Origin of the sequence: Streptomyces tendae (genome assembly GCF_008632955.1) — a bacterium.
GTDB lineage: Bacteria > Actinomycetota > Actinomycetes > Streptomycetales > Streptomycetaceae > Streptomyces.
In genome coordinates this window covers 4,735,758-4,762,064 of record NZ_CP043959.1, presented here as the reverse complement: position 1 = coordinate 4,762,064, position 26,307 = coordinate 4,735,758, and the positions used below count along the sequence as shown (strand labels likewise).

General features: G+C 73.5%; 22 protein-coding genes and 3 pseudogenes. 15 read left to right on the top strand and 10 right to left on the bottom strand.

Annotated features, from left to right (window positions below; genetic code table 11):
• Positions 1-53 precede the first annotated feature (53 nt).
• The 3 genes and pseudogenes from F3L20_RS21885 (at position 54) to F3L20_RS21875 (ending at position 2,374) form a co-directional block, all read left to right on the top strand.
• Positions 54-425 carry a ferredoxin gene (locus tag F3L20_RS21885; RefSeq protein WP_150157450.1) on the top strand — a complete coding sequence of 124 codons (372 nt, stop codon included), beginning with the start codon at positions 54-56 and terminating at the stop codon, positions 423-425.
• Between the two features lie 30 nt (positions 426-455).
• Positions 456-747: pseudogene (locus F3L20_RS21880) on the top strand (tetratricopeptide repeat protein); the annotation flags it as partial.
• 58 nt (positions 748-805) lie between these two features.
• The gene (locus F3L20_RS21875; protein WP_206338812.1) at positions 806-2,374 is read left to right on the top strand and encodes a phytoene desaturase family protein; all 1,569 of its coding nucleotides are present in this window, start codon (positions 806-808) and stop codon (positions 2,372-2,374) included.
• Positions 2,375-2,501: 127 nt separating this feature from the next.
• Here F3L20_RS21875 and F3L20_RS21870 read toward each other — a convergent pair whose 3' ends face one another.
• Complete coding sequence (locus F3L20_RS21870) at positions 2,502-4,274, bottom strand: serine hydrolase domain-containing protein (protein ID WP_150155817.1); 1,773 nt, start codon at positions 4,272-4,274, stop codon at positions 2,502-2,504.
• 177 nt (positions 4,275-4,451) lie between these two features.
• Here F3L20_RS21870 and F3L20_RS21865 point away from each other — a divergent pair, with 177 nt between their 5' ends.
• Positions 4,452-5,000, top strand: a complete 549-nt coding sequence (locus F3L20_RS21865) for a GNAT family N-acetyltransferase (protein WP_150155816.1) — start codon at positions 4,452-4,454, stop codon at positions 4,998-5,000.
• A gap of 18 nt (positions 5,001-5,018) precedes the next feature.
• On the opposite strand, the gene paaK is transcribed toward F3L20_RS21865, so the two are convergent.
• On the bottom strand, positions 5,019-6,320 hold the full coding sequence (gene paaK / locus F3L20_RS21860) for a phenylacetate--CoA ligase PaaK (protein WP_150155815.1): 1,302 nt from the start codon (positions 6,318-6,320) through the stop codon (positions 5,019-5,021).
• Positions 6,321-6,583: 263 nt separating this feature from the next.
• On the opposite strand from paaK, the gene F3L20_RS21855 reads away from it, so the two are divergent.
• The 4 genes and pseudogenes from F3L20_RS21855 (at position 6,584) to F3L20_RS21840 (ending at position 9,453) form a co-directional block, all read left to right on the top strand.
• A complete protein-coding gene (locus F3L20_RS21855; RefSeq protein ID WP_145825813.1) occupies positions 6,584-6,826 on the top strand; it encodes a DUF397 domain-containing protein in 243 nt (80 codons plus the stop codon).
• A gap of 129 nt (positions 6,827-6,955) precedes the next feature.
• A complete protein-coding gene (locus F3L20_RS21850) occupies positions 6,956-7,888 on the top strand; it encodes a universal stress protein (RefSeq protein WP_150155814.1) in 933 nt (310 codons plus the stop codon).
• 408 nt (positions 7,889-8,296) lie between these two features.
• Positions 8,297-8,899 carry a CGNR zinc finger domain-containing protein gene (locus tag F3L20_RS21845; RefSeq protein WP_150155813.1) on the top strand — a complete coding sequence of 201 codons (603 nt, stop codon included), beginning with the start codon at positions 8,297-8,299 and terminating at the stop codon, positions 8,897-8,899.
• Positions 8,900-8,956: 57 nt separating this feature from the next.
• Positions 8,957-9,453 (top strand): annotated as a pseudogene (locus tag F3L20_RS21840) (hypothetical protein).
• A 77-nt stretch (positions 9,454-9,530) separates the two neighbouring features.
• On the opposite strand, the gene F3L20_RS21835 reads toward F3L20_RS21840, so the two are convergent.
• Both F3L20_RS21835 and F3L20_RS21830 read right to left on the bottom strand, forming a co-directional pair.
• Positions 9,531-11,495 carry an N-acetylmuramoyl-L-alanine amidase gene (locus tag F3L20_RS21835; protein WP_167534578.1) on the bottom strand — a complete coding sequence of 655 codons (1,965 nt, stop codon included), beginning with the start codon at positions 11,493-11,495 and terminating at the stop codon, positions 9,531-9,533.
• A 261-nt stretch (positions 11,496-11,756) separates the two neighbouring features.
• Entirely contained in the window at positions 11,757-12,887 is a 1,131-nt protein-coding gene (locus tag F3L20_RS21830; RefSeq protein WP_150155812.1) for an aminoglycoside phosphotransferase family protein, read from the bottom strand.
• 235 nt (positions 12,888-13,122) lie between these two features.
• On the opposite strand from F3L20_RS21830, the gene F3L20_RS21825 reads away from it, so the two are divergent.
• A complete protein-coding gene (locus F3L20_RS21825; protein WP_150155811.1) occupies positions 13,123-14,613 on the top strand; it encodes a DNA-binding protein NsdB in 1,491 nt (496 codons plus the stop codon).
• A gap of 18 nt (positions 14,614-14,631) precedes the next feature.
• Here F3L20_RS21825 and F3L20_RS21820 read toward each other — a convergent pair whose 3' ends face one another.
• The gene (locus F3L20_RS21820) at positions 14,632-16,065 is read right to left on the bottom strand and encodes a PP2C family protein-serine/threonine phosphatase (protein ID WP_150155810.1); all 1,434 of its coding nucleotides are present in this window, start codon (positions 16,063-16,065) and stop codon (positions 14,632-14,634) included.
• Positions 16,066-16,370: 305 nt separating this feature from the next.
• Entirely contained in the window at positions 16,371-17,465 is a 1,095-nt protein-coding gene (locus F3L20_RS21815) for a chemotaxis protein (RefSeq protein ID WP_150155809.1), read from the bottom strand.
• A gap of 110 nt (positions 17,466-17,575) precedes the next feature.
• Here F3L20_RS21815 and F3L20_RS21810 point away from each other — a divergent pair, with 110 nt between their 5' ends.
• The gene (locus tag F3L20_RS21810) at positions 17,576-18,067 is read left to right on the top strand and encodes a hypothetical protein (protein WP_240810734.1); all 492 of its coding nucleotides are present in this window, start codon (positions 17,576-17,578) and stop codon (positions 18,065-18,067) included.
• On the opposite strand, the gene F3L20_RS21805 is transcribed toward F3L20_RS21810, so the two are convergent.
• A complete protein-coding gene (locus F3L20_RS21805; protein WP_150155808.1) occupies positions 18,007-19,599 on the bottom strand; it encodes an alpha/beta hydrolase in 1,593 nt (530 codons plus the stop codon). The two genes, F3L20_RS21810 and F3L20_RS21805, sit on opposite strands and share 61 nt — an antisense overlap.
• A gap of 275 nt (positions 19,600-19,874) precedes the next feature.
• Here F3L20_RS21805 and F3L20_RS21800 point away from each other — a divergent pair, with 275 nt between their 5' ends.
• Positions 19,875-20,555: a chaplin gene (locus F3L20_RS21800; RefSeq protein ID WP_150155807.1), complete on the top strand. Its 681-nt coding sequence runs from the start codon at positions 19,875-19,877 to the stop codon at positions 20,553-20,555.
• A gap of 79 nt (positions 20,556-20,634) precedes the next feature.
• Here the strand turns inward: F3L20_RS21800 and F3L20_RS21795 are convergent, their stop codons facing one another.
• A complete protein-coding gene (locus F3L20_RS21795) occupies positions 20,635-21,120 on the bottom strand; it encodes a nucleoside deaminase (protein WP_150155806.1) in 486 nt (161 codons plus the stop codon).
• A gap of 85 nt (positions 21,121-21,205) precedes the next feature.
• Here F3L20_RS21795 and F3L20_RS21790 point away from each other — a divergent pair.
• Positions 21,206-22,068: pseudogene (locus tag F3L20_RS21790) on the top strand (GNAT family N-acetyltransferase).
• A gap of 164 nt (positions 22,069-22,232) precedes the next feature.
• On the opposite strand, the gene F3L20_RS21785 reads toward F3L20_RS21790, so the two are convergent.
• A complete protein-coding gene (locus F3L20_RS21785; RefSeq protein ID WP_150157447.1) occupies positions 22,233-22,496 on the bottom strand; it encodes a GlsB/YeaQ/YmgE family stress response membrane protein in 264 nt (87 codons plus the stop codon).
• A 125-nt stretch (positions 22,497-22,621) separates the two neighbouring features.
• On the bottom strand, positions 22,622-23,068 hold the full coding sequence (locus F3L20_RS21780) for an SPW repeat protein (protein ID WP_145825802.1): 447 nt from the start codon (positions 23,066-23,068) through the stop codon (positions 22,622-22,624).
• A gap of 325 nt (positions 23,069-23,393) precedes the next feature.
• On the opposite strand from F3L20_RS21780, the gene F3L20_RS21775 reads away from it, so the two are divergent.
• From F3L20_RS21775 to F3L20_RS21765, 3 genes are all read left to right on the top strand, one after another.
• On the top strand, positions 23,394-24,299 hold the full coding sequence (locus F3L20_RS21775; protein ID WP_150155805.1) for a glycoside hydrolase family 19 protein: 906 nt from the start codon (positions 23,394-23,396) through the stop codon (positions 24,297-24,299).
• A 94-nt stretch (positions 24,300-24,393) separates the two neighbouring features.
• Positions 24,394-25,776: a PI-PLC domain-containing protein gene (locus F3L20_RS21770; RefSeq protein WP_150155804.1), complete on the top strand. Its 1,383-nt coding sequence runs from the start codon at positions 24,394-24,396 to the stop codon at positions 25,774-25,776.
• Between the two features lie 101 nt (positions 25,777-25,877).
• Positions 25,878-26,273 carry a VOC family protein gene (locus F3L20_RS21765; protein WP_150155803.1) on the top strand — a complete coding sequence of 132 codons (396 nt, stop codon included), beginning with the start codon at positions 25,878-25,880 and terminating at the stop codon, positions 26,271-26,273.
• Positions 26,274-26,307: the final 34 nt, after the last annotated feature.

The window sequence follows — 26,307 nt, the reverse complement described above, 5'->3', positions numbered from 1 at the left end:
GGCCACCGGGCGCCACGGGGTTTGACGGACCGCACGGCGGCAACCCGCGCGATGTGACGACGACATCGCAGGAGGAGCTGTTCCGGTTCCTGGAAGACCGGTTCGCCTGCGCCCAGGCGTGCACCGAGTGCGCGCGGGCCTGCGCCACCCGGGCCGGACTCGTGGACCCCGACGGCACCGAGAACCAGGAACTCGTACGGCGCAAGGGCATCATGTGCGCGGAGGTCTGCGACGCGACCTGCCGGGTGCTGTCCGAGGAGAACCAGGCGGACGAGGCGACCATCCGCATGCAGGTCGAATGGTGCCGGCAGGTGTGTCTGGAGAGTGCCCGGACCTTCGACGGGCACCCCGGCGCGGAAGGGACCGCGGAGGCCTGCCGCGCCTGCGCCCGGGCCTGCACCGACTTCCTCGCCACCCTCAACTGACCCACCCCTCCGCCTGCCCCCGGCCGCCGCCGGGAGGTGGCCGCCCTGCGCGAGCGGGCCCTCGGCGCCGACCACCCTGGTCAGCCCGCGTGAGGTCGCGGTCGCCCTGGGCCGGCTCGAACGGTGGGCGGACGCGCTCACCGAGTACCGCAGGGTGGCCGACGCCCGTGAACGCGTCGTCGGTCCCGACCACCCCGACACCCTCGCCGCCCGCGAGGACGAGGCCCACTGCCTGGAGCGTGTGGGCCACGCGCGAGAGGCCGCGGAGCTGTACCGGAGGGTTGCCGCGCCGCGCGGACAGGGCCTGGCCGGAGGCGCCTGATCCGTTTCCCCTCCGGCCTCCTCTGGCCGCCGCCGATCATCACGTGTTACCAAGAACCATGACCGCAGCTCAGGAGTCCCGGACGTACGACGCCGTCATCGTCGGCGGAGGCCACAACGGCCTCGTCGCCGCCGCCTACCTCGCCCGCGCCGGGCGCTCCGTGCTGGTGCTGGAGCGGCTCGGCCACACCGGCGGCGCGGCGATCTCCACGCGTCCGTTCGCCGGCGTCGACGCCCGGCTGTCCCGGTACTCGTACCTGGTCAGCCTGTTGCCGCGGAAGATCCTCACGGACCTGGGGCTGGACGTGCGGCTGGGCACCCGTACCATCTCCTCCTACACCCCCACCGAACGTGACGGGCGGCCCACCGGACTGCTGGTCGGCGGCGGCGAGCAGCGCACCCGCGAGGCGTTCGTCCGGCTCACCGGCTCCGACCGCGAGTACCGGGCGTGGCAGAGCTTCTACGAGCTGACCGGCCGGGTCGCCCGCCGTGTCTTCCCCACCCTCACCGAGCCGTTGCCCACCCGCGAGGAGCTGCGCCGCACCGTCGACGACGAGGAAGCCTGGCGGACCCTCTTCGAGGAGCCCCTCGGTGCCGCCGTCGAGGAGCGCTTCGCCGACGACCTGGTGCGCGGCGTGGTGTTCACCGACGCCCTCATCGGCACCTTCGCCGACGCCCACGACCCCGCGCTCCCGCAGAACCGCTGCTTCCTCTACCACGTCATCGGCGGCGGCACCGGCGCCTGGGACGTCCCGGTCGGCGGCATGGGCGCGGTCACCGACGCGCTCGCCGACGCCGCCCGCGCCGCCGGAGCGGTCATCGCCACCGGCCACGAGGCCGTACGCATCGACACCGACGGCCGTACCGCCGAGATCACCCACCGCACGGCCGACGGCGAGGGCGTCGTCGGCGCCCGGCACGTCCTGGTCAACGCCTCCCCGGAGGAACTGGCCCGGCTCACCGGCGACACGCCCCCGCCGCACGCGGAGGGCGCCCAGCTCAAGGTCAACATGCTGCTCACCCGGCTGCCCCGGCTGCGCGACAGCTCCGTCGACCCGCGCGAGGCGTTCGCCGGCACCTTCCACATCGCGGAGGGGTACGAGCAGCTGGCCACCGCGCACGCCCAGGCCGCGGCCGGCCGGCTGCCCGACGCCCCGCCCTCGGAGATCTACTGCCACTCGCTCACGGACCCGTCGATCCTCGGCCCCGACCTGGCGGCGCGCGGCTACCAGACGCTCACCCTGTTCGGACTGCACGCCCCGGCGCGGCTGTTCGAGCGGGACAACGACGCGACGCGCGAGGAGCTGCTGACGTCGACGCTCGCCCAGCTCGACGCCTGCCTGGACGAGCCGATCACCGACTGCCTGGCCACCGACGCCGAGGGGCGCCCGTGCATCGAGGCCAGGTCCCCGCTGGACCTGGAACGCGACCTGGGGCTGCCCGGCGGCAACATCTTCCACCGCGAGCTGTCCTGGCCCCACGCCCAGGACGGCACCGGCCGCTGGGGCGTGGAGACCGCCCACGCCAACGTCCTGCTGTGCGGCGCGGGAGCGGTGCGCGGCGGCGGGGTGAGCGGAGTGCCGGGGCACAACGCGGCGATGGCGGTGCTGGAGGCCACGCAGGCCTGACGGCCCTCCGCGCCCCGAAGCCCCGCCCGGCTCACGGGCCACGCAGGCCCGTCGGCCCCCGCGCGGCCGACAGCCGCACCGGCCTGTCGGCGCCCGGCCCGGTCACCGGGCGGGGCCCACGGTCGCCTCAGCCGTCCTCCCGGGTCCAGCCCTGCGGCCGGAGCCGCGCCGCGTCGGCGGGGCGGGCCTCGTCGAAGATCCGTCGGCGGCCCCGCTCGACGCGCAGCCCGTCGACGTAGGCGCCGCGGCCGACGTACAGCCGGTCCGTCGTGTACCGCCAGCGCAGCACCAGGCCCGCTGCGGCGGGCAGGTCCGCGGTGAGGTCGTGCCAGACCCGGCCGGACCAGCCGGTCGCCGTACCCGTCGGGTGCTGCTCGGGCGTGGCGCCGCGTCGCGCGGTGGTGAACGGCACCGGCTGCCACGACGTGCCGCCGTCCGCCGAGGATTCCAGGACCAGGACGTCGGCGCGGGGCTCGGTGTCCCACCACAGCGAACAGCTCAGCCGGTTCCCGCCGGACGAGGTGTCCAGTGCGGGCAGTGTGAGGGTGGCCGTCGCCGCGTTCGCCATCCCCGAGAACCACGCCGTGCGGCCGTGCGCCGGCCGGACCGGCACCGCGCGGGCCAGCTGGTTCGCTGCGGCCACCCGGGGCGCCGAACCGGACCGCCAACTGCGCACCGGGTGCACGGAGTTGCCCAGGACGACGAGGAACGAGTCGGTGGTCGGGTCGAGCACCAGCGCGGTGCCGGTGAAGCCGGTGTGTCCCGCCGTGCGGGGCGTGGCCATCGCGCCCATGTACCAGTGCTGGTAGAGCTCGAAGCCCAGACCGTGCTCGTCGCCCGGGAACGCGGTGTTGAAGTCGGTGAACATCAGCTCCACCGACTCCGGCCGCAGGATCCGCTCCCGGCCGCGGACACCGCCGTCGAGCAGCGTGCGGGCGAGGATCGCCAGGTCCCAGGCGTCGGAGAACACACCGGCGTGGCCGGCGACCCCGCCCAGGCTGAAGGCGTTCTCGTCGTGCACCTCGCCCCACACCAGGCCACGGTCCAGACCGGACCAGGGTGTGCGGGCGTCCTCGGTCGCGGCGATCTTCGGTTTCCAGGAGGCCGGCGGGTTGTACCGGGTGCGGCGCATGCCCAGGGGCTCGGTGATCTCCTCACGGAGCAGCACGTCCAGCCGGCGGCCGGTGACGTGCTCCAGCACCAGTTGCAGCGAGATCAGGTTGAGGTCCGAGTACAGGTACACGGTCCCCGGCGGGTTCGCGGGCGCCTGGTCGTAGACGCGCCGCACCTTCTCCTCGTACGTCGGGGCCTCGTACAGCGGGATCCAGGCCGGGAACCCCGAGGTGTGCGTGAGCAGTTGGCGGATCGACACGTCCTGCTTGCCGGCCCGTCCGAAGTCCGGCAGGTACGAGGCGACCGGCGCCTCCAGTGCCACCGTGCCCCGCTCGATCTGCTGCACGGCGAGGATGGAGGTGAACAGCTTGGACACCGACGCCAGGTCGAAGACGGTGTCCTCGGCCATCGGGATCTGCTGGTCCACCGGGAACTCGACGCCGGTGTCGGTCTCCTCGTCGTACGCCTGGTAGCGCACGGCCATGCCGATCGGCTTGTGCAGGGCGACCGTGTGACCGCGTCCGGCGAGCAGAACGGCGCCCGCGTACCACGGGTGTTGGGGGGAGGGCTGGAGGAACGCTTCGGCATCGGTGACGAGTTGCCGCAGCGGTCCGGGCAACAGCCCCGCCTGGCGCGCCGATCCGTGCCGCAGCGCCGGGCGGCTCCCACGGGCCGGGGCGGCCGCCGCGGCCGGGTCCGCGGGCAGCCCGGCGAACGCCAGCGCACCGCCCAACGCCACCGCGCCCGCCCCCAGTCGACGCCGGGTGATCCCTCTCGCGTCCGCCATCCCATGCCTCCCGATTCGTGTCCCCACGCCGCCTGAAAGTAACTTCCGGGGATCGTCGCGCGGATGAAACTTTCCTGTCAGCGGTACGGGTTGTCAATGGGTCAGGAGCGGCCGTCAGTTGACAGGCGGCCGGGGAGGGCCTTGATCGTCGGGGAGGCCGCTGGTTGGGTGGCCGGTATGGACGATCTCGGGCCCGTGCCGTGGCCGCCCGCACCGATCGGGACGGCGAGGCTCCGCCTGCGTCCGTCCGAGGCCCGTGACCGCGCGGCGTTCGTCGAGCTGCTGTCGTCGCCGGAGGTGCACACCTACCTGGGCGGACCGCGTCCGCGCGACGAGCTGGAGCGTGAGCTGCCCGACGTGCCGGAGCGGTGGCCCGGGAGCTTCGTCGTCGAGCGGGACGGGGTGATGGTCGGGCAGGTGCTGCTCAGGAGGGCGACGCGGCGGCACCGGCCGGCCGCCGCGGGCAAGGTCGAACTGGGCTACCTGTTCCTGGCGTGGGTGTGGGGATCCGGGTGTGCCGCCGAGGCGTGCGCGGCGGCACTCGACTGGGTGGAGGGCGTCCTCCCCGGTGAGCCGGTGGTCCTCGCGACCCGGACCGCGAACGCCGCCTCGATGCGCCTCGCCGCGAAGCTGGGCTTCACCGAGGTGGAGCGGTTCCGGGCCTGGGACGCCGACCAGTGGCTCGGTCTGCGCGCCCCGGGCCCGCTCCCGGACCGAGCCCGGTAGGCACACCCCGCCGCGCGCTCAGCCCCGGCGTTCCCGCAGGTCCACGATGCGGCGGATCTTGCCGACCGACCGCTCCAGGGACTCAGGGTCGACGATCTCCGCCTCGACCGAGACGCCGATGCCGTCCTTCACGGCCTGGACGATGGAGCGGGCCGCCGCCTCGCGGGCCGCCGCGTCCGCGTCCGGGCGGGCCTCCGCGCGCACCGTCAGGGAGTCCATGCGGCCCCGCGTCGTCAGTCGGAGCTGGAAGTGCGGCGCCACCCCGGGGGTGCGCAGCACGATCTCCTCGATCTGCGTGGGGAACAGGTTCACCCCGCGCAGGATCACCATGTCGTCGCTGCGCCCGGTGATCTTCTCCATCCGCCGGAACACCCGTGCCGTGCCCGGCAGCAGCCGGGTCAGGTCCCGCGTCCGGTACCGGACGATCGGCATCGCCTCCTTGGTGAGCGAGGTGAACACCAGCTCCCCCTGCTCGCCCTCGGGAAGCACCTCACCGGTGAGCGGGTCGACGACCTCCGGGAAGAAGTGGTCCTCCCAGATGTGCAGGCCGTCCTTGGTCTCCACGCACTCCTGCGCGACGCCCGGCCCGATCACCTCGGACAGCCCGTAGATGTCGACCGCGTCGATCGCGAACCGCTCCTCGATCTCCTGTCGCATCCGCTCCGTCCACGGCTCGGCGCCGAAGACACCCACCCGCAGCGACGTGGAGCGCGGGTCGACACCCTGCCGCTCGAATTCGTCGAGCAGGGTCAGCATGTAGGACGGGGTCACCATGATGACCGACGGCTTGAGGTCCTGGATCAGCGTGACCTGCCGTGACGTCATCCCGCCCGACGCGGGGATCACCGTGCAGCCGAGCCGTTCGGCGCCGTAGTGGGCGCCCAGTCCGCCGGTGAACAGCCCGTAGCCGTACGCCACATGGGCGATGTCGCCGGGCCGCCCGCCCGCCGCGCGCAGCGACCGCGCCACCATGTCCGCCCACATGGACAGGTCGTTCTCCGTGTAGCCGACGACCGTCGGGCGGCCGGTGGTGCCGCTGGAGGCGTGCAGCCGGCGGATCCGCTCGCGCGGGACGGCGAACATGCCGTACGGGTAGTTCTCCCGCAGGTCCGCCTTGGTGGTGAACGGGAACCGGGCCAGGTCGGACAGCGAACGGCAGTCGTCGGGGTGGACGCCCGCCTTGTCGAAGGACTCCCGGTAGAAGGGCACGTTCTCGTACGCGTGCCGCAAGGAGCCGCGCAGCCGCTCCAGCTGGAGGGCCCGCAGACCGTCGAGGTCGAGTCGCTCCGCCGGGTCCAGCAGGTCCGTCGCCTGAGTCATCAGGACCTTCCCTTCACACATCGCACCACTGTCGACCGATCATTCGGTCGCCTGCCACGGGGCCCAGTAACGCAGGCCACCACGGCCCGGTGCAAGAGCCCGGCCTGCTTCTCACCTACGGCGCCGGACGGGCGTGGCCGACGGTCCGCGCCCCTTCCCCGCGTCACCGCGCCCCCTTCGACGTCCTCCCTCCGTGGCCTGTCCGCGGGACACCCCGATCGCTAGGCTGGCCGCGGACTACGGCAAGAGGGAGGAGCACGGACGTGGCCGAGAGCACCACCCAGCAACGCCCGCTCACGGGCTGGGACAAGCCCGAGCTGGACCTCAGCAACGCACAGTGGCAGTCCAGCAGTGGGGGTCTGGGCGATGTCCAGATCGCCTTCGTGGAGGGCTTCATCGCCATGCGCAACAGTGGCCGCCCGGAGAGCCCCTCCCTGATCTTCACCCCCGCGGAGTGGGGCGCGTTCGTCTCGGGGGCGCGGGGAGGGGAGTTCGACCTGACCTGAGCCGCGCCGCCGCCGCGAGGGGTGTGCCGCGCGCTTTTCCGGACACGTGATCCGCAGTGCCGTCCGCGGCCCCCGGCCGTACCGGGACGGGACGGCGAGGACCGAAGGACGTATCCGGAGGCGAGGCACATGAACGACAAGCCGGTGATCGCGGCGGTGGACGGTTCCCAGGACGGGCTGCGCGCACTGGAGTGGGCCCTCGACGCCGCCCGTCGGCACGAGGCTCCGCTGCGGGTCCTGCACGTCCGCCCGGAACCGTTCCGCACACGGCCGGACGGGCCACCCGGTCCCGGTGAGGACCCGGTCCTCGCCCAGGCGCAGGCCCGTCTGGCGGAGCTCGGCGGTGTGTCGTCCGTCGAGTACGTGGTGACCGAGGGAGCGCCGGGGCCGCTGCTGACCGGGGCGGGTGCCGAGGCCCGGCTGCTGGTGCTCGGCTCCCGGGGACGCGGGGGCTTCGCCAGCCTGCTGCTCGGGTCGAACTCCCTGGCCGCGGCGCGGGACGCCGAGTGCCCGGTGGTCGTGGTGCCCCGGCCCGGACGCGGCGGCGAGGAGGAGGCGCCGGTACGGCCGGACGGCCCGGTGGTGGTGGGGGTGAACCCCGACGGCCCGGTGGGCTCCGCCGACCCCGACAGTCCCGACGCGACGACGCTCGCCTCCGCCTTCGACGAGGCCGCCCGGCGGAACACCGCCCTGCGGGTCGTCACCGCCTATCCGTCGCTGCTGCAGACAGTGATGCTGCCCGGCGAGATGCCGCCTCCGCAGATCGACCAGGACGCGCTCGAACAGGAGACCCGCGCCCTCCTGGACGGCCTGCTCGCCCCGCACCGGGAACGGCACCCGCACGTCGTCACCGACACGGCGGTGCTCCCCGGGGACGCGGCCGGACACCTGGTCGACGCCTCCGAGGGCGCCGCGCTCGTCGTGGTGGGCCGCCACCGCCGCCGGCTCTTCGCGGCCGCCCGCATGATGGGCTCGGTCACCCAGGCGGTCCTGCTCCACTCCCGCAGCCCGGTCGCGGTCGTCCCGCCCGTCGGCGCGGAGGACGGGGCACCGGCGGACTGAGCGGCGCAGGCGCCGAGCCGGGCGCCCCGTCCTGGCGTGGTGACCGCCCCGACGCCCTTCGACCCCGCCCGCGCCCGAAGGAAGACGGGCGGGAGGGGGCGAGCGAAGGGCCTCGAACCCGAGAAGCACCGACAAAGCCGGAGCCCCGGACGCCCGGCACAGGTGCCGCTTCGGGCCACCCTGGCTGCGTCCTGATCCGTGTGGCCTCTCCGGGCTCGATGGTGGGTGGTCGCCCTCTCTGGCGTGTGGCCGGCCTGGCCGGGACGCGAAAGGGCCCGGCGGGTCCCGGGGCCGGGGCGGTCGTGCACCGCGTCTTGGCGCCGTGGCTGGGGAGTCGGTGGTCGGGGACCTGCCCGCCGCCCTCCGCTTCGGGCCACCCCGCCGGGCTGAGCCCCTATTATCGGCCGCATGCGGGACTCGATCACCAGGGACACCCGGCTCGCGCTGGACCTCGCCCTCACCCTCCGCCACGACGGCGACGGATCGGTCACCGACGACCTCGCCGACCCCGCCGGCCTCACCGACTGGGTCCGCGCCCGTACCTCCGTGCTTCCCGCCCCCGAGCGGTTCGTCGCCGACACCGGCCGGCTCACCGCCGTGCGCGACCTGCGCGCCGCCGTCCGCGCCCTCTTCGCGCACGCCGTACGCCCCGCCCCGCCGAGCCGCGCCGATGCGAGCCGCCTGCTGCCCGTGCCCGAAGCACTGCGCCGGCTGAACGAGGCGGCCGCCCGCACCCCCACCGTCCCGGTCCTGGACTGGGACGAGGACACCGGTCCGGCGGTACGGCGCCGGCCGGCTCCTGGTCACGCGGACGACCTCACCGCCGCCCTCGCCCGAGCCGTGATCGGGTTCCTCGCCGGCCCCGACCGGGACCGGCTGCGGGCCTGCCACGCACCCCGCTGCGTCCGCTACTTCCTGAAGGACCACCCCCGTCAGGAGTGGTGCAAACCGTCCTGCGGCAACCGTGCCCGAGTGGCCCGGCACCACGGGCGCCGGCGGCAGGCCGGGTAGCTCCGGCGGCTTCCGCCCGACCGTCCGAACCGGGGCCCGGGCACGTACCATGGCGACATGTCGTTCCTCCGCCGCCGCAGTGCCACACCCGCCGGGCCCGATTTCGACGTACTGGCCATGGACCCGGGCGACTGGCCCGGCAACCTGGGCGCCGGCCTGCTGCCGGCCCCCGACGGAAGCTGCCAGGGCGTCTTCCTGCGCTACGACCTGTTCGGCGGCCGCGGCCCCGCGATGATCATCGGCAACCTGCCCGAGGGCTCCCCGGCGCGGGACGTCCCCGAGGGCGAAGTCCCCTTCGAGGTCGGACAGCTGCTGCTGGCGCTGGAGAACGACGAGGAGGTCACCGTCACCGGCACGGAGGACGTGCCGGTGATGCAGGGCGACAACCTGCTGATCGTGCGTCGCGTGAAGATGTCCGAGGGACGCATCTCCTGCGTGCAGTTCGACCGCAGCGACAAGGTCCTGGTGACCATCGCCGCCTGGGACCGCCCATCACCGACGACCTGTACGCCCTCCTCAAGCCGCTGCCGGCGGAGCTGTTCCAGCAGGGCTGACCCCGCGCACGGACGACGACGGGCGCCCCGGACCGCACCGGTCCGGGGGCGCCCGCCGTGTTGCGCGCGCTCCCGCGTTACGACGACGCCACCGTCACGTCCGCCGCCCGCACGAACCCGACCCGGTGGCCGAACTGGATCTCGTAGTACTGCTCCTTGCCGCGCACCACTTGGTGCGAGGCAGGGTCGAAGGTCACCGCGTAGTAGTACTCGCTCGGCACCTTGCCCCCGGTCACGTACTTCTGCCCGGCGAGCACCGTGTACGGCAGCGCCGACACCGTCTGGACCGGTACCCCCGCCGGGTAGGCCGCCGCCTCCGGGTAGGCGCGCCCGTACACGGGGACGGAGTCCAGCCCCTCGCGCGGGGTGATCACCTTCGCCTTGGCGGGCACGGCCACCGGGTTCTCCGCCGGGTTGCGGAACCAGGCCTTCTGGCCGAGGTACCAGATCGCCGTCCAGTCGCCCCAGCGGTCGGCGACCGCGTACTGCTGGCCGGTGGAGACCCGCGAGGACAGGTCGTTCACCCCGGTGGTCGGCGCGGAACCGAGGCCGATGTCCCTGATCAGCGGGGAGTTCTCGTCGTGGTCGGAGTACAGCCGCACCGCGCTCGACCCGTGCGGGGCGCAGGGTTCACCGGCGCTCTCGCAGCCGGTGAACACCGGCCGGTGGGTGTCGTAGTCGGGGCGGACGGTGACGACGCCGGAGTTCTTGGCGCCGGTCGCCTTCAGGGGGCTGCCCAGCAGCTCGAAGTAGTGCCGCCAGTCCCAGTACGGTCCGGGGTCGGTGTGCATGCCGGGGATCGTGGCCGTGGTGGTCCCGGGGACCGTGTCGTGGCCGAGGATGTGCTGCCGGTCCAGCGGGATGCCGTGCTTGTCGGCGAGGTACCTCACCAGCCGGGCCGAGGACCGGTACATGGCCTCGGTGTACCAGGCGTCGGGGTCGGTGAGGAAACCTTCGTGCTCCAGGCCGATCGACGCCGCGTTGACGTACCAGTTGCCGGCGTGCCAGGCGACGTCCTTCGCCTTCACGTGCTGGGCGATGTGGCCGTCGGTGGAGCGCAGGCTGTACTGCCAGGACACGTAGGTGGGGTCCTGGACCATGTCGAGGACGCCCTCCCAGGCGCCCTCCGTGTCGTGCACGACGATGTACCGGATCCGCTGCGAGGCGGGCCGGTTCCCCAGGTCGTGGTTGCCGTAGTCGTCCTCGCCGAACTCCTCGTACGGCGCCGGGATCCACTCGCAGGACACCGTCCTCGGGCACTCCGTGGAGGCCGCGGAGCCGGTGCGCAGTCCGGCGCGGTCCAGCGCCGAGGCGTCGGGGGCGAGGTCCGGGCGGGCGTCCAGGGCGACCCGCTGCCCCGCGTCCGTGACGCGCCGCTCGCCGGCCCGGATCACCGCGAACACGTCGTTCGCGTACGCCGTCGCCGAGGCGCGGTCGTCGGCGCCGGAGAACAGCGCCACCGCCCCGTACCAGTCGGCCGGGTCGTCACTGGCCGGCGCGCCCAGCCGGCGCTGCGCCTCGGCCAGCAGCGCGGCGCCGCCCGCGACGTTCGCCGCCGGGTCCTCCCGCAGCGTCTCGGTGCTCAACCCGGTCAGCCGGGCGGCTTTCGGCAGGGTGGTGAGCCGGTCCGGCAGGGCGGCGGTGTCCGGGGTGCGCTCCGAGGGGAGCAGCGCGGGACGGGCGTCGTCGCCGCGCGGGTCCTCGGTGCCGGTCGCGTGGTGTCCGGCCGAGGCGAGCGCGGCGCGGGCGTCGGTGAGGTGCATGGGGCCGTAGCCGCCGGTGACGCTGGGGGCGCCGTCGTGCGCGTCCCAGCGGGACTGCAGATAGGAGACGCCCAGCAGGACGCTCTGCGGGACGTCGTACGCGGCCGCCGCGGAGGCGAACGCCTGTTGCAGCCGGGCGGTGGCCGGCGGGGCCGGGTCGGGCGCCGCGCCCAGCAGGGGCAGCGTCAACGCGGCCGCGGCCAGGGCGCCGAGGGCACCTCGGACGGCGCGGCGTGACGGCCCGGCCGCACGGCCGGGCTCGGTGGCGAGATCTCGCAATGCAGCCTCCTGGGACGGTCGGGCACGCGGTCAGTGGTACCGGTAGGCCGATGATCCGTCAATCATGCCCAGGAGGGCGCGAATTCCCTTGTCAATCGGGGTGTGGCGGGGTTTCGTGGCGGGCTGCGGCGGGACCTGCGGTGCGTCAGCGGTCTACACCGGTGGTGCACCCCGCGGACCGGCACCGGGCCGACATCCGCACCCGCCCGGGATGTCCCGACTGCCCGCGGCGGCGCTCGCCTGCGGGCAGTGGCACGGGCGTCAGCGGGTGCCGACCGCGGCGCGCACGGCCCGCCGGGCCAGCTGGCAGTCGTCGTGCAGACGGCGTAGCAGCAGCCGCTGCTCCTCCCCGGACGGCATGCCGCCCGGCTGGCCCGGCGCGGGCGCCACGTCGTGCATCGAACGCTGCACGGCCGTCTCGTAGGTGCGGATCTCCCGGGTCAGCACGAGCATCAGGTTCACCAGGAACGCGTCGCGGGAGGCGGGGCCCGCCGACTGGGCGATCTGGCTGATCTGACGCCGGGCCGCGGGGGCGTCCCCGAGGACGGTCCACAGGGTCGCCAGGTCGTAGCCCGGCAGGTACCAGCCCGCGTGCTCCCAGTCCACCAGCACCGGACCGGCCGGCGAGATGAGGATGTTGGAGAGCAGCGCGTCACCGTGGCAGAACTGGCCCATGCCCTGCCGTCCCGTCGCCAGGGCGATGCCGTGCAGCAGCTTCTGCAGGTCGCCGAGGTCCCGGTCGGTGAGCAGCCCCAGCTCGTGGTACCGGTTGATGCGGGCCGCGTAGTCCAGTGGCGCGTCGAACGTCCCGGCCGGTGGCCGCCAGGAGTTGAGCCGGCAGATCGCGCCGAGTGCCGCCCTGATGTCCGCCCGGGGCGGCGCCTCCACCGGGTGCCGCTGCAGCGCGGCCACCCGTCCGGGCAGGCGCTCGATGACCAGCGTGCAGTTGTCCGGATCCGCTGCGATCAGCCGGGGCGTCCGCACGGGCGGACGCTGCCGGACGAACGAGCGGTATGCCGCTATTTCGTGGCGGATCCGCTCGCTCCAGGCGGGGGAGTGGTCCAGTAAGCACTTGGCGACCGCGGTGCTGCGGCCCGTGGTGCCGACCAGGAGGACCGACCGGCCGGTGCGGCGCAGCACCTGGACCGGGGCGAACTCCGGACAGATGCGGTGCACCGACGCGAGCGCGGTGCGCAGCTGGGCGCCCTGCGGGCCGGAGAGGTCGAGCCGTCCGCTGAGCGGCTGGGTGCCCGGTCCCGCGAGGCGCCGTGCGTTGCCTCCGCCGAGCACGGGGTTCGCCGGGCGCGCGGGGGCGAGGTAGGGGCCGCTGTCCGACGGACGCGGACGCAGCGGCCGGGGCGGGGCGGACACGGAGGACGATGCTGCGTACATGGGTGATACAGATCCCTTCGTGTGCCTGCGACGTCAGTGCACCACCCAACCCGGCCGCCCGGCCGCACCCTGGGGGAATGCCCCTGCGGCGACGGGGTCGTGGTGGCGCGTTCCTACTCGACACCCGATGTCCCCTGGCACACCATCTGGCGCACCCTGGCGAACCCTGGCGAATAGTCGCCCGGCAACCCGCACCGGGCTACTGTCAACTCAGCCGAGAACCTGGGGGCTTGACGTGAGCGGACAACCCAACACCCGGCTCTCGGACCTGTTCGGCCTGGCCGGCTGGTCCAAGGGCGAACTCGCGAGGCTGGTCAACCGGCAGGCGGCGGCCATGGGCCATCCGCAGCTGGCGACCGACACCTCCCGGGTGCGGCGGTGGATCGACATGGGAGAGATCCCGCGCGATCCGGTGCCGCGGGTGCTGGCGGCTCTGTTCACCGAGCGTCTCGGCCGTGTCGTGACCATCGAGGATCTCGGTCTGGTCCGGCACGGGCGTACGGGGAAACGGCCACGCGGCGGGAGTGCGGAACATCCCGACGGAGTGCCGTGGGCGCCCGAGCGGACGGCCGAGGTCCTCACCGAATTCACGGGAATGGACCTCATGCTCAACCGACGCGGCCTGGTGGGTGCGGGTGCCGCCCTCACCGCGGGCTCCGCACTCAGCAGCGCCATGCACGACTGGCTGCACACCGATCCTGCCCTCACCGCCGACGCACCTCGCCTCCACGATCCCCTGCACGCCGACCCCGCCGGGTTCGACCGCTACGAGGCCGCACCCATCGGGTCGCAGGAGATCGAGGAACTGGAGCGCTCCGTGGAGGTGTTCCGTGCCTGGGACGCCGCCCGCGGCGGCGGCCTCCAGCGCAAGGCGGTGGTCGGCCAGCTCAACGAGGTGGGCGGCATGCTCGCCTACCGCCATCCGCCCCACCTCCAGCGGCGCCTGTGGGGCGTCGCGGCCAACCTCGCCGTCCTCGCCGGCTGGATGTCGCACGACGTGGGCCTGGAACCGACGGCGCAGAAGTACTTCGTCATCGCCGCCCACGCGGCCCGGGAGGGCGGCGACCGCCCGCGCGCCGGGGAGGCGCTGTCCCGGGCGGCACGCCAGATGGTGCACCTCGGCAAGCCCGACGAGGCGCTCGACCTGATGAAGCTCGCCCAGTCCGGCTCGGGCGAGCAGGTGCTGCCGCGCACCCGCGCCATGTTCCACACCATCGAGGCCTGGGCGCAGGCGTCCATGGGCAAGGGCCAGGCGATGCGCCGCACCCTGGGCCGGGCCGAGGACCTGTTCGTCTCCGACAAGGGGGACGTGCCGCCGCCGAACTGGATGCAGCTGTTCAACGAGGCGGACCTGTACGGCATGCAGGCCCTGGCGTACCGCACGCTCGCCGAGTTCGAACCGGGCGCCGCCGTGCACGCCCAGCACTACGCGGACAAGGCGCTCGCCCTGCGGGTGGACGCCCAGCAGCGGTCGAAGATCTTCGACTTCCTGTCGATGGCCTCCGCGTGCTTCATCGCCGACGACCCCGAACAGGCCGACCGGTTCGCCCGGCTCGCGCTGGTGTCGATGGGGCAGAACTCCTCGCGCCGCACCTGGGACCGGCTGCGCCAGATGTACCGGCTCACCGCCGAGTACTCCTCGTACCCGAGGATCCAGGAACTGCGGGAGGAGATCGAACTGGCGCTGCCCCGCCCCCGGGGAAAGGGCGGCAGCGCCCAGGCGTGACGGCCGGGGCGGTGGTCGCTACGAGGCGACCCGGGCCACCAGGACGCAGGCGTGGTCCGCCCGCTCTCCTTCACCGAACTCCCGTACGACCTCACGGACGCAATCCTGGGGAGAGCGGTCACCGGCGAACCGGGGTGCCAGGGCGAGGAGCCGGTGGACGGCGCTCGCTCCGGTGTGCCCGGGCACCAGACCGTCGGTGTGCAGCAGGAGCAGGTCGCCGGCTTCCAGGGTCTCCTCGGCCTGCCCGTGCCCGGAGGCCGGGGCGGCGCCGAGCAGCACGCCGTGCGGCGTGTCCAGCGCCCGCCCCGCCCGGTCGCGGTACAGCAGCGGGGCGGGGTGTCCGGCCTGCGCCCACACCACGGTGCGGGTGTCGGGCCGGTAGCGCAGGCAGACGGCACTGGCGAGGGCGGGCTGGGCGGAGGCGTCGAGCAGCCGGTCGAGGCAGTCCAGCAGGGGGCCGGGCGGGGTGCCGGTCATCGCCATGCCCCGTACGGCGCCGAGCAGCATGGCCACGGAGGACGCCGCACCGACGCCGTGCCCGGTGAGCTCGCCGACGCCGAACAGGGTGGCGCCGTCGGGAAGTTCGAGGGCGTCGTACCAGGCGCCGCCGACCGGGGCCTGCGTCGAGGGCGGCAGGTGGGCGGCGGCGAGGTCCAGAGCCCGGGGGCCGTGTCGCGGGAGTCGCAGGGGGCCGTGCCAGGCCGGCAGCACGGCCTCCTGCAGCTCGACCGCGAGCCGGTGTTCGCTCCGCGCGGCGGCGTGCCGGTGCCGGTGCAGCGAGTCACGGGTCTCGCTCACCGCGCTGCGGCAGCGGCGCAGTTCGCTGACGTCGCGCAGGACCGCCCACATCGAGACGGTGCTGCCGTCGGCGCCGAGCACCGGCTCACCCATCATGTGCACGGTCCGTACGCCGTCGTCCGGGCGCAGGACCCGGAACTCCCCGTCGATGGGCCGGCCGTCGACCAGGCAGCCGGTGACCATCTCGGTCAGTCCCGGCCGGTCCTCGTCGAGCACGAGGGAGGGGAGTTCGTCGAGGGTGAGCGGGGGAGCGGCCGGGTCGCGGCCCAGGATGCGGTACAGCTCGCCGGACCAGCTCACCTCGTCGGTGAGGAGGTCCCACTCGGCGCTGCCGACCCGGCTGAGCAGCGAGGCGCGGGGCGGGGCCGGCGGCACGGGTAACGATTCACCGGGAGCGCCGTGGTCGCCGGACGCCCGCAGCGGGTCGTCCCGCAGCTGCGCCAGGTGTTCGTCCAGGTCGTCGAGCTGGTGCAGCGCCAGGTCGTAGAGCGCGCGTCGCCAGCGCTCCCGGGGGTCCCCCGCGTCGGCCGGGGTGTCGCGGCGCACCGCGTCCACCTCGCCCTTGAGCCGGCGGGTCTGCGAGATGAGCGCGTCGACCGGGCCGACTCCCGGCGGCCGGGCGGCTGGGCGGTCCGCGGAGAGAGGGGACGGCATGACGCACTCCGATGCGGGACGGTACGGCCTTGGGCTGACGGAGGGACCGTTACGACTGTTGCACAGCCCGCGACGCGCTGTAAGGGATTTGGCAACACACGATAAGGTGCTGCCTGTGGCATATGCCAGCGTCTCCCGGAGTTACCGTGGGGTAGTCCCGTGATGCGCGATCGGCGCCACAACTCCCATGGTACGCAAGTGATCTGACGGACCGTCAGAAGCCGGGACGGGTCCACTCGCATGTTCGACATGCGCGCACGTGTTCGGGGCGGTCCCGGGGTCGCCCGCGGAACCGCCCCCGACCCTCAGAAGCGCAGGACGGCGGCCATCCGGTCCGCGTCCCCGAGGCTGCCGTCCGGCACGAACCGCACCTCGGCGCCGGTTTCCAGGCACTGCTCGACGATCTCGTCCACGATGTCCTCGCGGGCGTCCAGATCGCCGTCCTCGGCGATGATCAGATGCTCCCCGTCGTCACGCACCGTGATCCGGTAGTTCTCCTCGACGGCCAGCAGCCTGATCCGCCCCTCGCGGGCGCTCTGCCACAGCTCGTCGACGCCGGCCGCGAACTCCTTGCGGCCGCGTGCGGACTCCAGGGAGCGCCGCACGTCCTCGGTACGCCGGCGCGCCTCCTCCTCGAGCGCCGGCCGCACCGCCTGCCACACCGCCTCGTGCGAGCCGCGCGCCAGCCCGCCGTGCGGCACCTGCACGGCGTCCTTGCAGACACCGCCGAACTCGCACAGCAGCGACAGCGCCGCCGGCTCGCCGGTGACGAACAACGGCCGCGGGTGGGCCCGCAGCAGGGAGGCCGCCGCCGTGGCCGCGTCGCGCAGGAACCGGCGGGTGTCCTCGTCCCGGTAGTTGCTGGGCTGGTCACCGGCCCGCTCCACCCGCTCGGGGTCGAAGTTCGGCTCCTCACGGACCAGCGGGAAGCCACCGACACGCTCCTCCACCACCCGGTCCGTGCCGCCGCTCCACAGGGTGGCCCGGTCGGCGGCGACGGACAGCACCCAGAACGGGCGCTCCGCCGTCTGCGCGGAGACCAGGTTGCGGGTCAGGAAGGTGTCCGAGAGGACCACGCGCTCGGGAACGCTGCGCGCCAGGGACCACACCTGGTGCTCACCCGGTGCGGCGAAGATGGCCAGCCCGTCCTCGGCGTGTGCCAGGTCGACCTCGGCCAGGGCCCGGTCGAGCTGGTCCGCCACGTCGGCGCGCCGGTCGCGGGACACCGACGGATCGGACTCCAGCCTCTTCTTCGCCTCGGCCACCATGGTGCGCAGCCGCACGGCGTCCTCGGTGCTCAGCGGGTTGCGCCGGTTGGTCGGGGTCAGGACCGACACCGCCGGATAGGGTCGCGGGCGGCGAAGCTCGGCGAGGGCGGAGGGACTCAGATCGTGCTCCATGACAGCACCATAGGGCGGAATCCGCGGTAGGGCATTCGGGGCAAAGCGCCCGCCGTGCCCGTGCGGGCCGGGGCGGTCCCGGGTGCACCCTGGTGGGGGAGGTGACCGCGATGGCGCAACTGGTCGTGGAGCGGGACGCGGACGAGTGGGGCGTCGTCGTCCGGCTGGCGTGGTGGGAGGCGCTGCTGGCGCGCCGACGCGAGGTCCGGGTGCCGCTGTCCCGGGTGACGGCGACGGGGGTGGAGCCCGACTGGTGGCGCGCGATGCGCGGCACCCCGGTCGTCGGCCGCTGCCGGCCCGGCAGGTTCTGCGTGGGGGAGCGGGAGCACGTCCTCGGCCGCGACTTCGTCGCCGTACGGGCGGGTGTCCCGGCGGTCCTCGTGGACCTGCGGGCTCCGGCGCCGTTCGTACGGCTGGCGGTGTCCGTGCCCGACGCGGGGCAGGCGGCGACGACACTGCGACGCCACCTCGGCGGGGAGGACGGGGAGGAGCCCGGACCGCGGTGGGTGGCGTCCGGGACGACCGCGCCCGGCGCCCGGCCTCAGATCCGGTCCTCGTCCTCCGCGCCGCAGGAACTGCCGGACCGCGGCAGGGAGCCGTAGAGCAGGAAGTCGTCGACCTTGCGGTGGACGCACTCCGACGAGCCGTACCCGGTGTGGCCCTCGTTCCGGTTGTCCAGCACCACGGCCGACGGTCCCAGCCGCTTCGCCGTCTGCTCGGTCCAGTAGTACGGGGTCGCCGGGTCGCCCCGGGTGCCGACCAGCAGCATCTTCGGGGTGTCGAGGTCCTTGACCTCCTCGCGGATGTAGTCGGTCCCCTTCGGGCGGCCATGGCACAGCACCACCTGGGCGAGCCGGTACGGGCCGAACACCGGCGACGCCTCCTCGTAGGACCTGCGCAGCCGCGTCAGGTCCCGGGCCAGCTGCTCGACGCCGGGACGGTCGGGGTCGTCCGCGCAGTTCACCGCCATCAGTGCCGCCGGGAGGTTGTCCAGCGGTACGTCCTCCGCGTCGGCGAGCGGCTCGTCCGACGGCGCCGGTGCCATCCCGCCGCTCGCCAGAGCCTCCACGCCGTGCGTGTCCCCGTCCTCCACCAGCTGGGCGAGCGCCCGCTGGAGCACGGGCCACATCTCCTTGGTGTACAGCCCCTGCGCGATGGCGCCGGCCAGGTCCTGGCCGGTGAACTCGTAGCCGAAGTCGGTCGGTACGGGGGTGTCGTCGAGCGAGGCGACCAGGTCCACGACGTGCTCGCGGGCGGCGCGCGCGTCCTGCCCGAACGGACAGGCGAGCTCCTCGGTGCACCAGGTGAGGAAGTTGTCCAGGGCCGTCTGCTGTCCCCGGGCGCTGGCCAGTCCCTGCTCGGCCAGCGGCTCGGTCAGCGTGTCCACGCCGTCCAGCGCCATCCGCCCCACCTTGTCGGGGAACCGCGCCGCGTACACCGCGCCCAGCCGGGTTCCGTAGGAGAACCCCAGGTAGTTGAGCTTCTTGTCGCCGAGCGCCTGACGCATCACGTCCAGGTCGCGGGCCACGTCCACGGTGCCCATGTGGGCGAGGACCGGACCGGAGTGCTCGGCGCACTCGGCCGCCACCTCGCGCAACTGCCGCAGCGCGTCGCGTGGATCGGACATCTCCTCGCCGTCGGTCGCCTCCAGCGCGCGGCTGGTGGCGTCGGTCCCACAGCTCACCGGCGCCGAACGGCCCACGCCCCGGGGATCGAACGACACCACGTCGTAACCCTCGGTCAGCCCCAGGAAGTCCTTGCGGCCCTGCGCGAGGCCCATCACCCCGGAGCCGCCCGGGCCGCCGAAGTTCAGCAGCACCGAGCCGCGCCGGTCGCCGGAGGCGCGGTAGCGGGCGAGGGCCAGCTCGAGGGTCCCCTTTTCCGGCTTCGCGTAGTCGAGCGGCACGGTGACCGTGCCGCACTGCAGGTCCTTCGGCAGCTCCGTGCCCTCGCACGCCGCCCAGCGGACCTTCTGGTCGTAGAACCGGCCGAGGTCCGGCTCCGCGCGGCCGGTCGCCGTCAGGCCCGTGGCCAGCAGGACCAGCCCGACCGCTCCGGCCGCCGCGCAGCGCCGCACGGAGGGCGACAGGGCGCGGTGTCCGCCCCGGAGTCGCTCGGTCAGCTCGGCCAGCATCGATGCCTCCCAGGGCGCTCCGACCGGCGCCCTCGCCCACCATAAGCGGGCCCCGCGGCCCCCGCCCGTCGGCCGTGCGGCGCCGGTGAGGGCCCCGTGAGCAGACGTTCGGGCACCGCGAGTTCGACGGTCTTTGCCGGAGGTTCGAGCCGGGGGACCCCCGATGGGGTGAACCGGCTGCGGCATACGGAGGACCCATAACCCGGATGCCACGTCCGCGTTCTACCCGGTGGCGGGCGAACGCTCGTGACCAAGTCTGGAAGGCAGGGAACCTCATGCGAAGGGTTACCCGAAACGGTGTGATCGCCGTCGCCGCCGCGTCGGGCGCGATGGCCGTGGCGATGCCGGCGTACGCCGATTCCGGGGCGGAGGGCGTCGCGGCCGGATCGCCCGGAGCGGTGTCCGGCAACACCGTTCAGCTCCCGGTGGACGTCCCGGTGAACGTGTGCGGGAACACGGTGAACGTGGTGGGCCTCCTCAACCCCGCCGCGGGCAACACCTGCGTCAACGAGGACGCACGGCACGAGGACGCGTCCCACGGCTCCGCGACCGGAGGGTCCGCCCGGCCCGGCGCGTCCGGCGGGTCCCACGGGTCGGGCGCCTCCGCCGAGAGCGGGACGTACGGCTCGCCGGGTCTGCTGTCGGGCAACGGCGTGCAGCTGCCGGTGCACGTCCCGGTCAACGTGAGCGGCAACAGCGTGAACGTGGTCGGCATCGGCAACCCGTCCACGGACAACAGTTCCGTCAACGCCCCCGGCGAGGAGCCCGCGCCCGAGCGGACCGTGCCGGCCCGTACCCTTCCCGCCCCGGTGCCGCAGCACGCCGCCCCCGCGGAGCATGTCGCGCTCGCCGAGACCGGCGCCGACCGGACGGTCCCGGTCCTCGCGACCGGTGCTGCGCTCTTCCTGGGCGGAGTCGCCCTGTACCGCCGCGCCCGGCTGCGCCCGGGCGTCTGACCGTCCGCGGAAACGGTCCGCCGCCCCGGTCCCGCTCATCGGCGGGCGGGGCGGCGGACCGCGGCCGGACCCGTCGAGGTCAGTCGCGCCCGCCGTGGAAGCGTCGATGCAACTCCTTGATGTCTTCGGTCAGTTCGGGTACCGGCCCGGCCACGGTCACGTCCGGGGCGACCGCGGGGACGGGAAGCGGCCGTACGGGTGACGCGGGCACACCCCAGTCCGTCAGCCAGGACACCAGCTGCTCGGACGACGCGACGTACACGATGCGTCCGAGGCCCACCCAGGCATGGGCGGCGGCGCACATCGGGCAGTGCTCGCCGGACGTGTAGACCGTGGCCGCGGCCCGCTCCTCGGGCGTCATGTGCGCCGCCGACCAGCGCGCCAGCTCGAACTCGGGATGCCGGGTGCGGTCACCGGACGCCACCCGGTTGTGGTCCTCGGCGAGCACCGTGCCGTCGCCGGCCACCAGCACCGAACCGAACGGCTCGTCGCCCGACTCCAGCGCCTCGGCCGCGAGCTCCACACACCGCCGCAGGTACGGCAGTTCGTCGTCCCGCACACCCATGGTCCCGTCCCGTCTCCTCGCCGGCTTGATCGGCAGCAACCTTAATCCTGTTGCTCCCGCCACCGGTGGATGGTGCACTCCCGCCATGAACCGCGCCCCCGCCCCCGCCCTGCTCGCCCTCCACGACCGTGAGATGCGGGAGGGAGAGCCCGCCCCGACGGCCCCGACGACACGGTCGAACGCGTCGGCCGGGTGGTGCGCCGGACCGCCCCCGCACACGGCTGGAACGGCGTGGTCTGGTCCGACCTGGGCGCGGACGACGCGGACGCCGCGATCGCCGAGCAGGTCGCGCACTACACCGCGCTCGGCCTCCCCTTCGAGTGGAAGCTGTACGGCCACGACCTCCCGGCCGACCTCGGACAGCGGCTCGTCGCGGCCGGGTTCACCCCCGAGCCGGACGAGACGCTGATGGCCGGGGAGATCGGCCGGCTCACCCTGGACGCCGAACTGCCCGACGGCGTACGGGCCGTGCCGGTCACCGACGAGGCCGGAGCGGACCAGGTCGCCGCGGTCCACGAGCGGGCGTTCGGCGACGACGCCTCCTGGCTGCGCCGGCAGTTGCTCGACCGGCTGGCCGCCGCCCCGGACGACGTCGTCGCCGTCCTGGCCCTGGCCGGGGACGTACCCGTCAGCGCGGCGCGCATGGAACTGGTACCGGGCACCGGCTTCGCGGGTCTGTGGGGCGGCGGCACGGTACCGGACTGGCGGGGCCGCGGCATCTACCGCGCCCTGGTCGCCCACCGCGCCCGCATCGCCGCGGACCGCGGCTACCGGTACCTCCAGGTCGACGCCTCCGCCCAGAGCCGCCCCATCCTGGAACGCCTCGGCTTCAGCCCACTGACGACCACCACGCCCTACCTGTACGAGGCCTCGGGCAGGACCTCCGTGTCGCGTCAGGAGGAGGAAGCGGCTGCTCGCGGCGGCGTCCGGGGCCCCGGGCGCGCGTGATCCCGTGGCCACCGGCGATGTGCCGGCGGCGGACGGGCCGGGCGCGACCGGGGACTTCGGGGGTCTCTCCGCATCCGGAGCGACTGGTGGATGAGAGGGCTGACCACCGGCGACCGGCGTCGCGAGTGAAGCCCGCGGATCCGGCCGGCCCCGGCCGGAGCGGGTCAGCGGCCGGACTTCGCGCGGTCGAGCGCCGCGACGCCCACCGCGGCGAGGCCGATCTGGATCAGCCACTCCACCCAATCCACACCCTTGGTGTCGGCGACCCCGAACGCCGAGGCGAGCGCCGAGCCGATGAGGGCGGCGACGATGCCGACCAGGATCGTCCACAGCACCCCGATGCGCTGGCGGCCCGGGACCACCAGCCGGCCCAGGATGCCGATCACGACGCCGATGATCAGGGCACTGATGATGCCGTCGATCTCCAGCCCTCCCCTTTCCGAGTCCTCCGCTGACAAGCGTCTGCCCACGGCCCGGGGCGCCAGTCGTCCGGACGCCGAAGGGCCGGCCCGCGAGGTGCGCGGACCGGCCGAGGGGGAGTTCTGCGCGGGCCCTACGACCTGGACTTGCGGGACGCCCTGAGCGCCGTTGCGGCGCAGGCGGTGCCCAGGATCACGGTGAGGGCGCCGATGACGACGTTGTTCCAGATCACCCCCGCGTCGGGGTTCGTGCCCACGACCCATGGAGAGACGATCATCCAGATGCCCAGTGCGCACATGGCACCGCTGAGGCCGTACATACGCGAGGGGGCCGCCGTGAACCCCAGGGCGAGCAGACCGATCGCGATACCCACGATCAGGTTGTGCGTCACGAGCGGGGGCTGGCTCGTCGTGTAGTGGAGGATCCACGGTGACACCGCGCAGTACAGGCCGAGCAGGAACACCGGGCCGTCCACGAAGGCCACGTCGCGACCACCGAGGACACGTTCGTACCGTGCCCGCATTTCCGGTGCGTCCGGATGGCTGGAGAGATCACCGCGCTGGTGAGAGACGTTGGCCATGACTCGTCTCCTTCGACTGGCAGGCCTGGTTGCGTCTGGGTGCGATATGCGGTACTCACCGCATACGTTCCATTGTGCGCTTATTTCCCCTTTATGCGAGTTCGGGCGAAGCCTCCACAGGAATTTTCGGTCATGGGCATGTACGCGCCACGATGACTGGTCTAAACCCTTGACTGGTACAGACCAAAGCGCTTGAGTGTGCTCCACACCCCCCACCACGGCCGCCCCCACGCCGTGACCGGCCCCGCCGGCGCGTGCGGGCGAGGCCTCGCCCCGGCATGTCCTCGCCCCGGGAGCGGCCGTGTTCCGCGAAGGAGTTGATCCCGTGTCGAGACGCCGCATCGCCGCCGTGACCGCCGCCCTCGTCCTCGCCGGAAGCGCGCCGCTGCTGGTCCCCGCCGCGGCCACCACCGCCTCGGCCGCCGCCACGGCCGCGTGTTCCAGCTACCCCGCCTGGGTCGCCGGACAGTGGTACGAGGCCGGCGCGATCGTCCGCTACACCGACGGCAAGGCGTACGTCGCCGAGCACGCCAACCCGGGCTACGACCCGGTCATCAGCACCTGGTACTGGGAGCCGTACGCCTGTGACAACGGCCCCGGCACGCCGGTCGGGAACTTCGTCGTGACCGAGGCGCAGTTCAACCAGATGTTCCCGAACCGGAACGGCTTCTACACGTACAGCGGGCTCACCGCCGCCCTGAGCGCCTACCCCGGCTTCGCCAACACCGGCAGTGACACGGTGAAGAAGCAGGAGGCCGCCGCCTTCCTCGCCAACGTCAGCCACGAGACCGGCGGTCTGGTGCACGTCGTGGAGCAGAACCAGGCCAACTACCCGCACTACTGCGACTGGAGCCAGCCCTACGGCTGCCCGGCCGGCCAGGCCGCCTACTACGGGCGCGGCCCGATCCAGCTGAGCTGGAACTTCAACTACAAGGCGGCGGGCGACGCGTTGAACATCGACCTGCTGGGCAACCCCTGGCTGGTGCAGAACGACGCGGCCGTCGCCTGGAAGACCGCCCTGTGGTACTGGAACACCCAGAGCGGCCCCGGCTCGATGACCCCGCACAACGCCATGGTGAACGGGGCAGGGTTCGGCCAGACGATCCGCAGCATCAACGGCTCCCTGGAGTGCGACGGCAGGAACCCGGCGCAGGTGCAGAGCAGGGTGACGACCTACCAGCGGTTCGCCCAGATCCTCGGGACGACGCCCGGCGGGAATCTGTACTGCTGACGCCGGCCGCTCGGCGTGATGTCATGCACCTGACCTAACTCCGGGGCGGGCCGCACCCTGGGTCGGCCCGCCCCTCCGGACGAAGGGAACCCGCATGCGCACCCCCCACGCCCTGCTCGCCATCGCCGTCACGGCCGCCGCGCTCGCCGCGGCGGTCGTCGTGGCACCCGTGCCCGCCGAGGGCGCCGACGCGGTGCCGCCGCCCGGCGCGTACTACGTGCAGAGCACCGTCACCGGACTCAACGCCGCCGACACCTCCGGCACGGTCGAGCAGCACCGGCCGCGCGGCAACGAGGACCACCAGCAGTGGAGCCTGCGCCCCGACGGCGCCGAACACCTTCTGGAGAACACCGACAGTCCCGGCATCTGCCTCGGCCGGGCAGGCGACCGGGCCAGGACCGTGGCCTGCGCGACCCCGGAGGCACGCTGGCGGATCACCCCGCTCGGCGCCGACCGGTACACACTCGCCGAACCCGGCACCGACAGACACCTCACCGTCGTCCCGAAGCCCGCCGGCGCCACCCACTCCGCCCCGCTGTCCGTGACCACCGGCACGGGCGACCTCGCCGCCTGGTACCTCACCCCCGTCGACGCACGCGGCGGCGACATGCCGCCACGGGAGCGGCGCACCCTGGACCAGGTCACGTTCCTCACCGCCCACAACGCCTACGCCAACGGCGTCGACGGCGGTTTCGCCCCGCCGTTCGTCGACCTCTTCCCCAACCAGACCCGGGGCATCCAGCAGCAACTCGCCGAGGGTGTACGGGGATTCATGCTGGACATCCACCAGACCCCGGACGGCGCCATCCTCTGCCACAACAGCTGCACCCTGGTGCGCAGACCCGTCGCCCTGTGGGTCGACCTCCAGCGGATGGTCGACTTCCTGCGCGCCCACCCTGAGGAGTTCGTCACCGTCTTCCTGGAGGACTACGTCGACCCGGGCGTCCTGCGCGCCGAACTCAACCGCGTTCAGGGGCTGTCGGACGTCCTCTACCGCCCCGACCGCACCGGGGTGCGGGAGAACGGCTGGCCCACGATGGGCGAACTGGCCGCCGCCGGACACCGGTTGCTCATCTTCACCGATCACAGCAAGGACGCCGACCGGTCGGCGGGGCTGACCCGTGACAGCTTCGGCGTGATGTACCAGCGGGACTGGACGGTCGAGAACCACTGGTCGATGGGGCCGGGCGTCGGCACCTCCGACTGGTCCTGCTACAGCCGCTGGTACGACGCGAACACCGTCATCCCGCTGACCCGCACCGAGCCCGGCTTCCGCCCCCTGTTCGTGATGAACCACTTCCGGGACGCCGCCCTCGCCTCCACGGCCGCCACCGACAACGCCAAGCTCGCCGACCGGGCCCGCCGGTTCTGCCAGCCGGCCGCACGCAAGAAGCCCACCTACCTCGCCGTCGACCGCTACGACCTGGGCGATTCCGCGTCCGCCGTCGCCGCGCTGAACACCTACACCTACCCGTAGGGACCGCGCCGTCCCGCCCTGGGCCGGGCCACCGGGCCGGGACTGGCGTTTCCCGTAGTTTTACGTATAACCTCTCCGGTCAACCCCTGTGAGAGGTGACGATGAGACGTATCGCCCTGGTCACCCTCGTCGTCCGCGACTACGACGAGGCGATCCGCTTCTACATCGAGGCCCTCGGTTTCCGGCTCGCCGAGGACGCGCCCCGGCCCGACGGCGGCCGCTGGGTCGTCGTCGAGCCCGGAGCCGGACACGCCGGCGCCGCGCTGCTGCTGGCCCGCGCCGCGGGGGAGGAGCAACGGGCCCGGGTGGGCGACCAGACCGGCGGGCGCGTGGGCTTCTTCCTGCACACCGACGACTTCGCCCGCGACCACGCCCGGATGACCGCCGCCGGGGTGACCTTCCTGGAGGAGCCCCGCCACGAGCCCTACGGCTCGGTCGCCGTCTTCCAGGACCTCTACGGCAACCGCTGGGACCTGCTCCAGCCCGCCGATTCCTGATCCAGCCGCACCATCGCCGAACGACCTGCCGAGG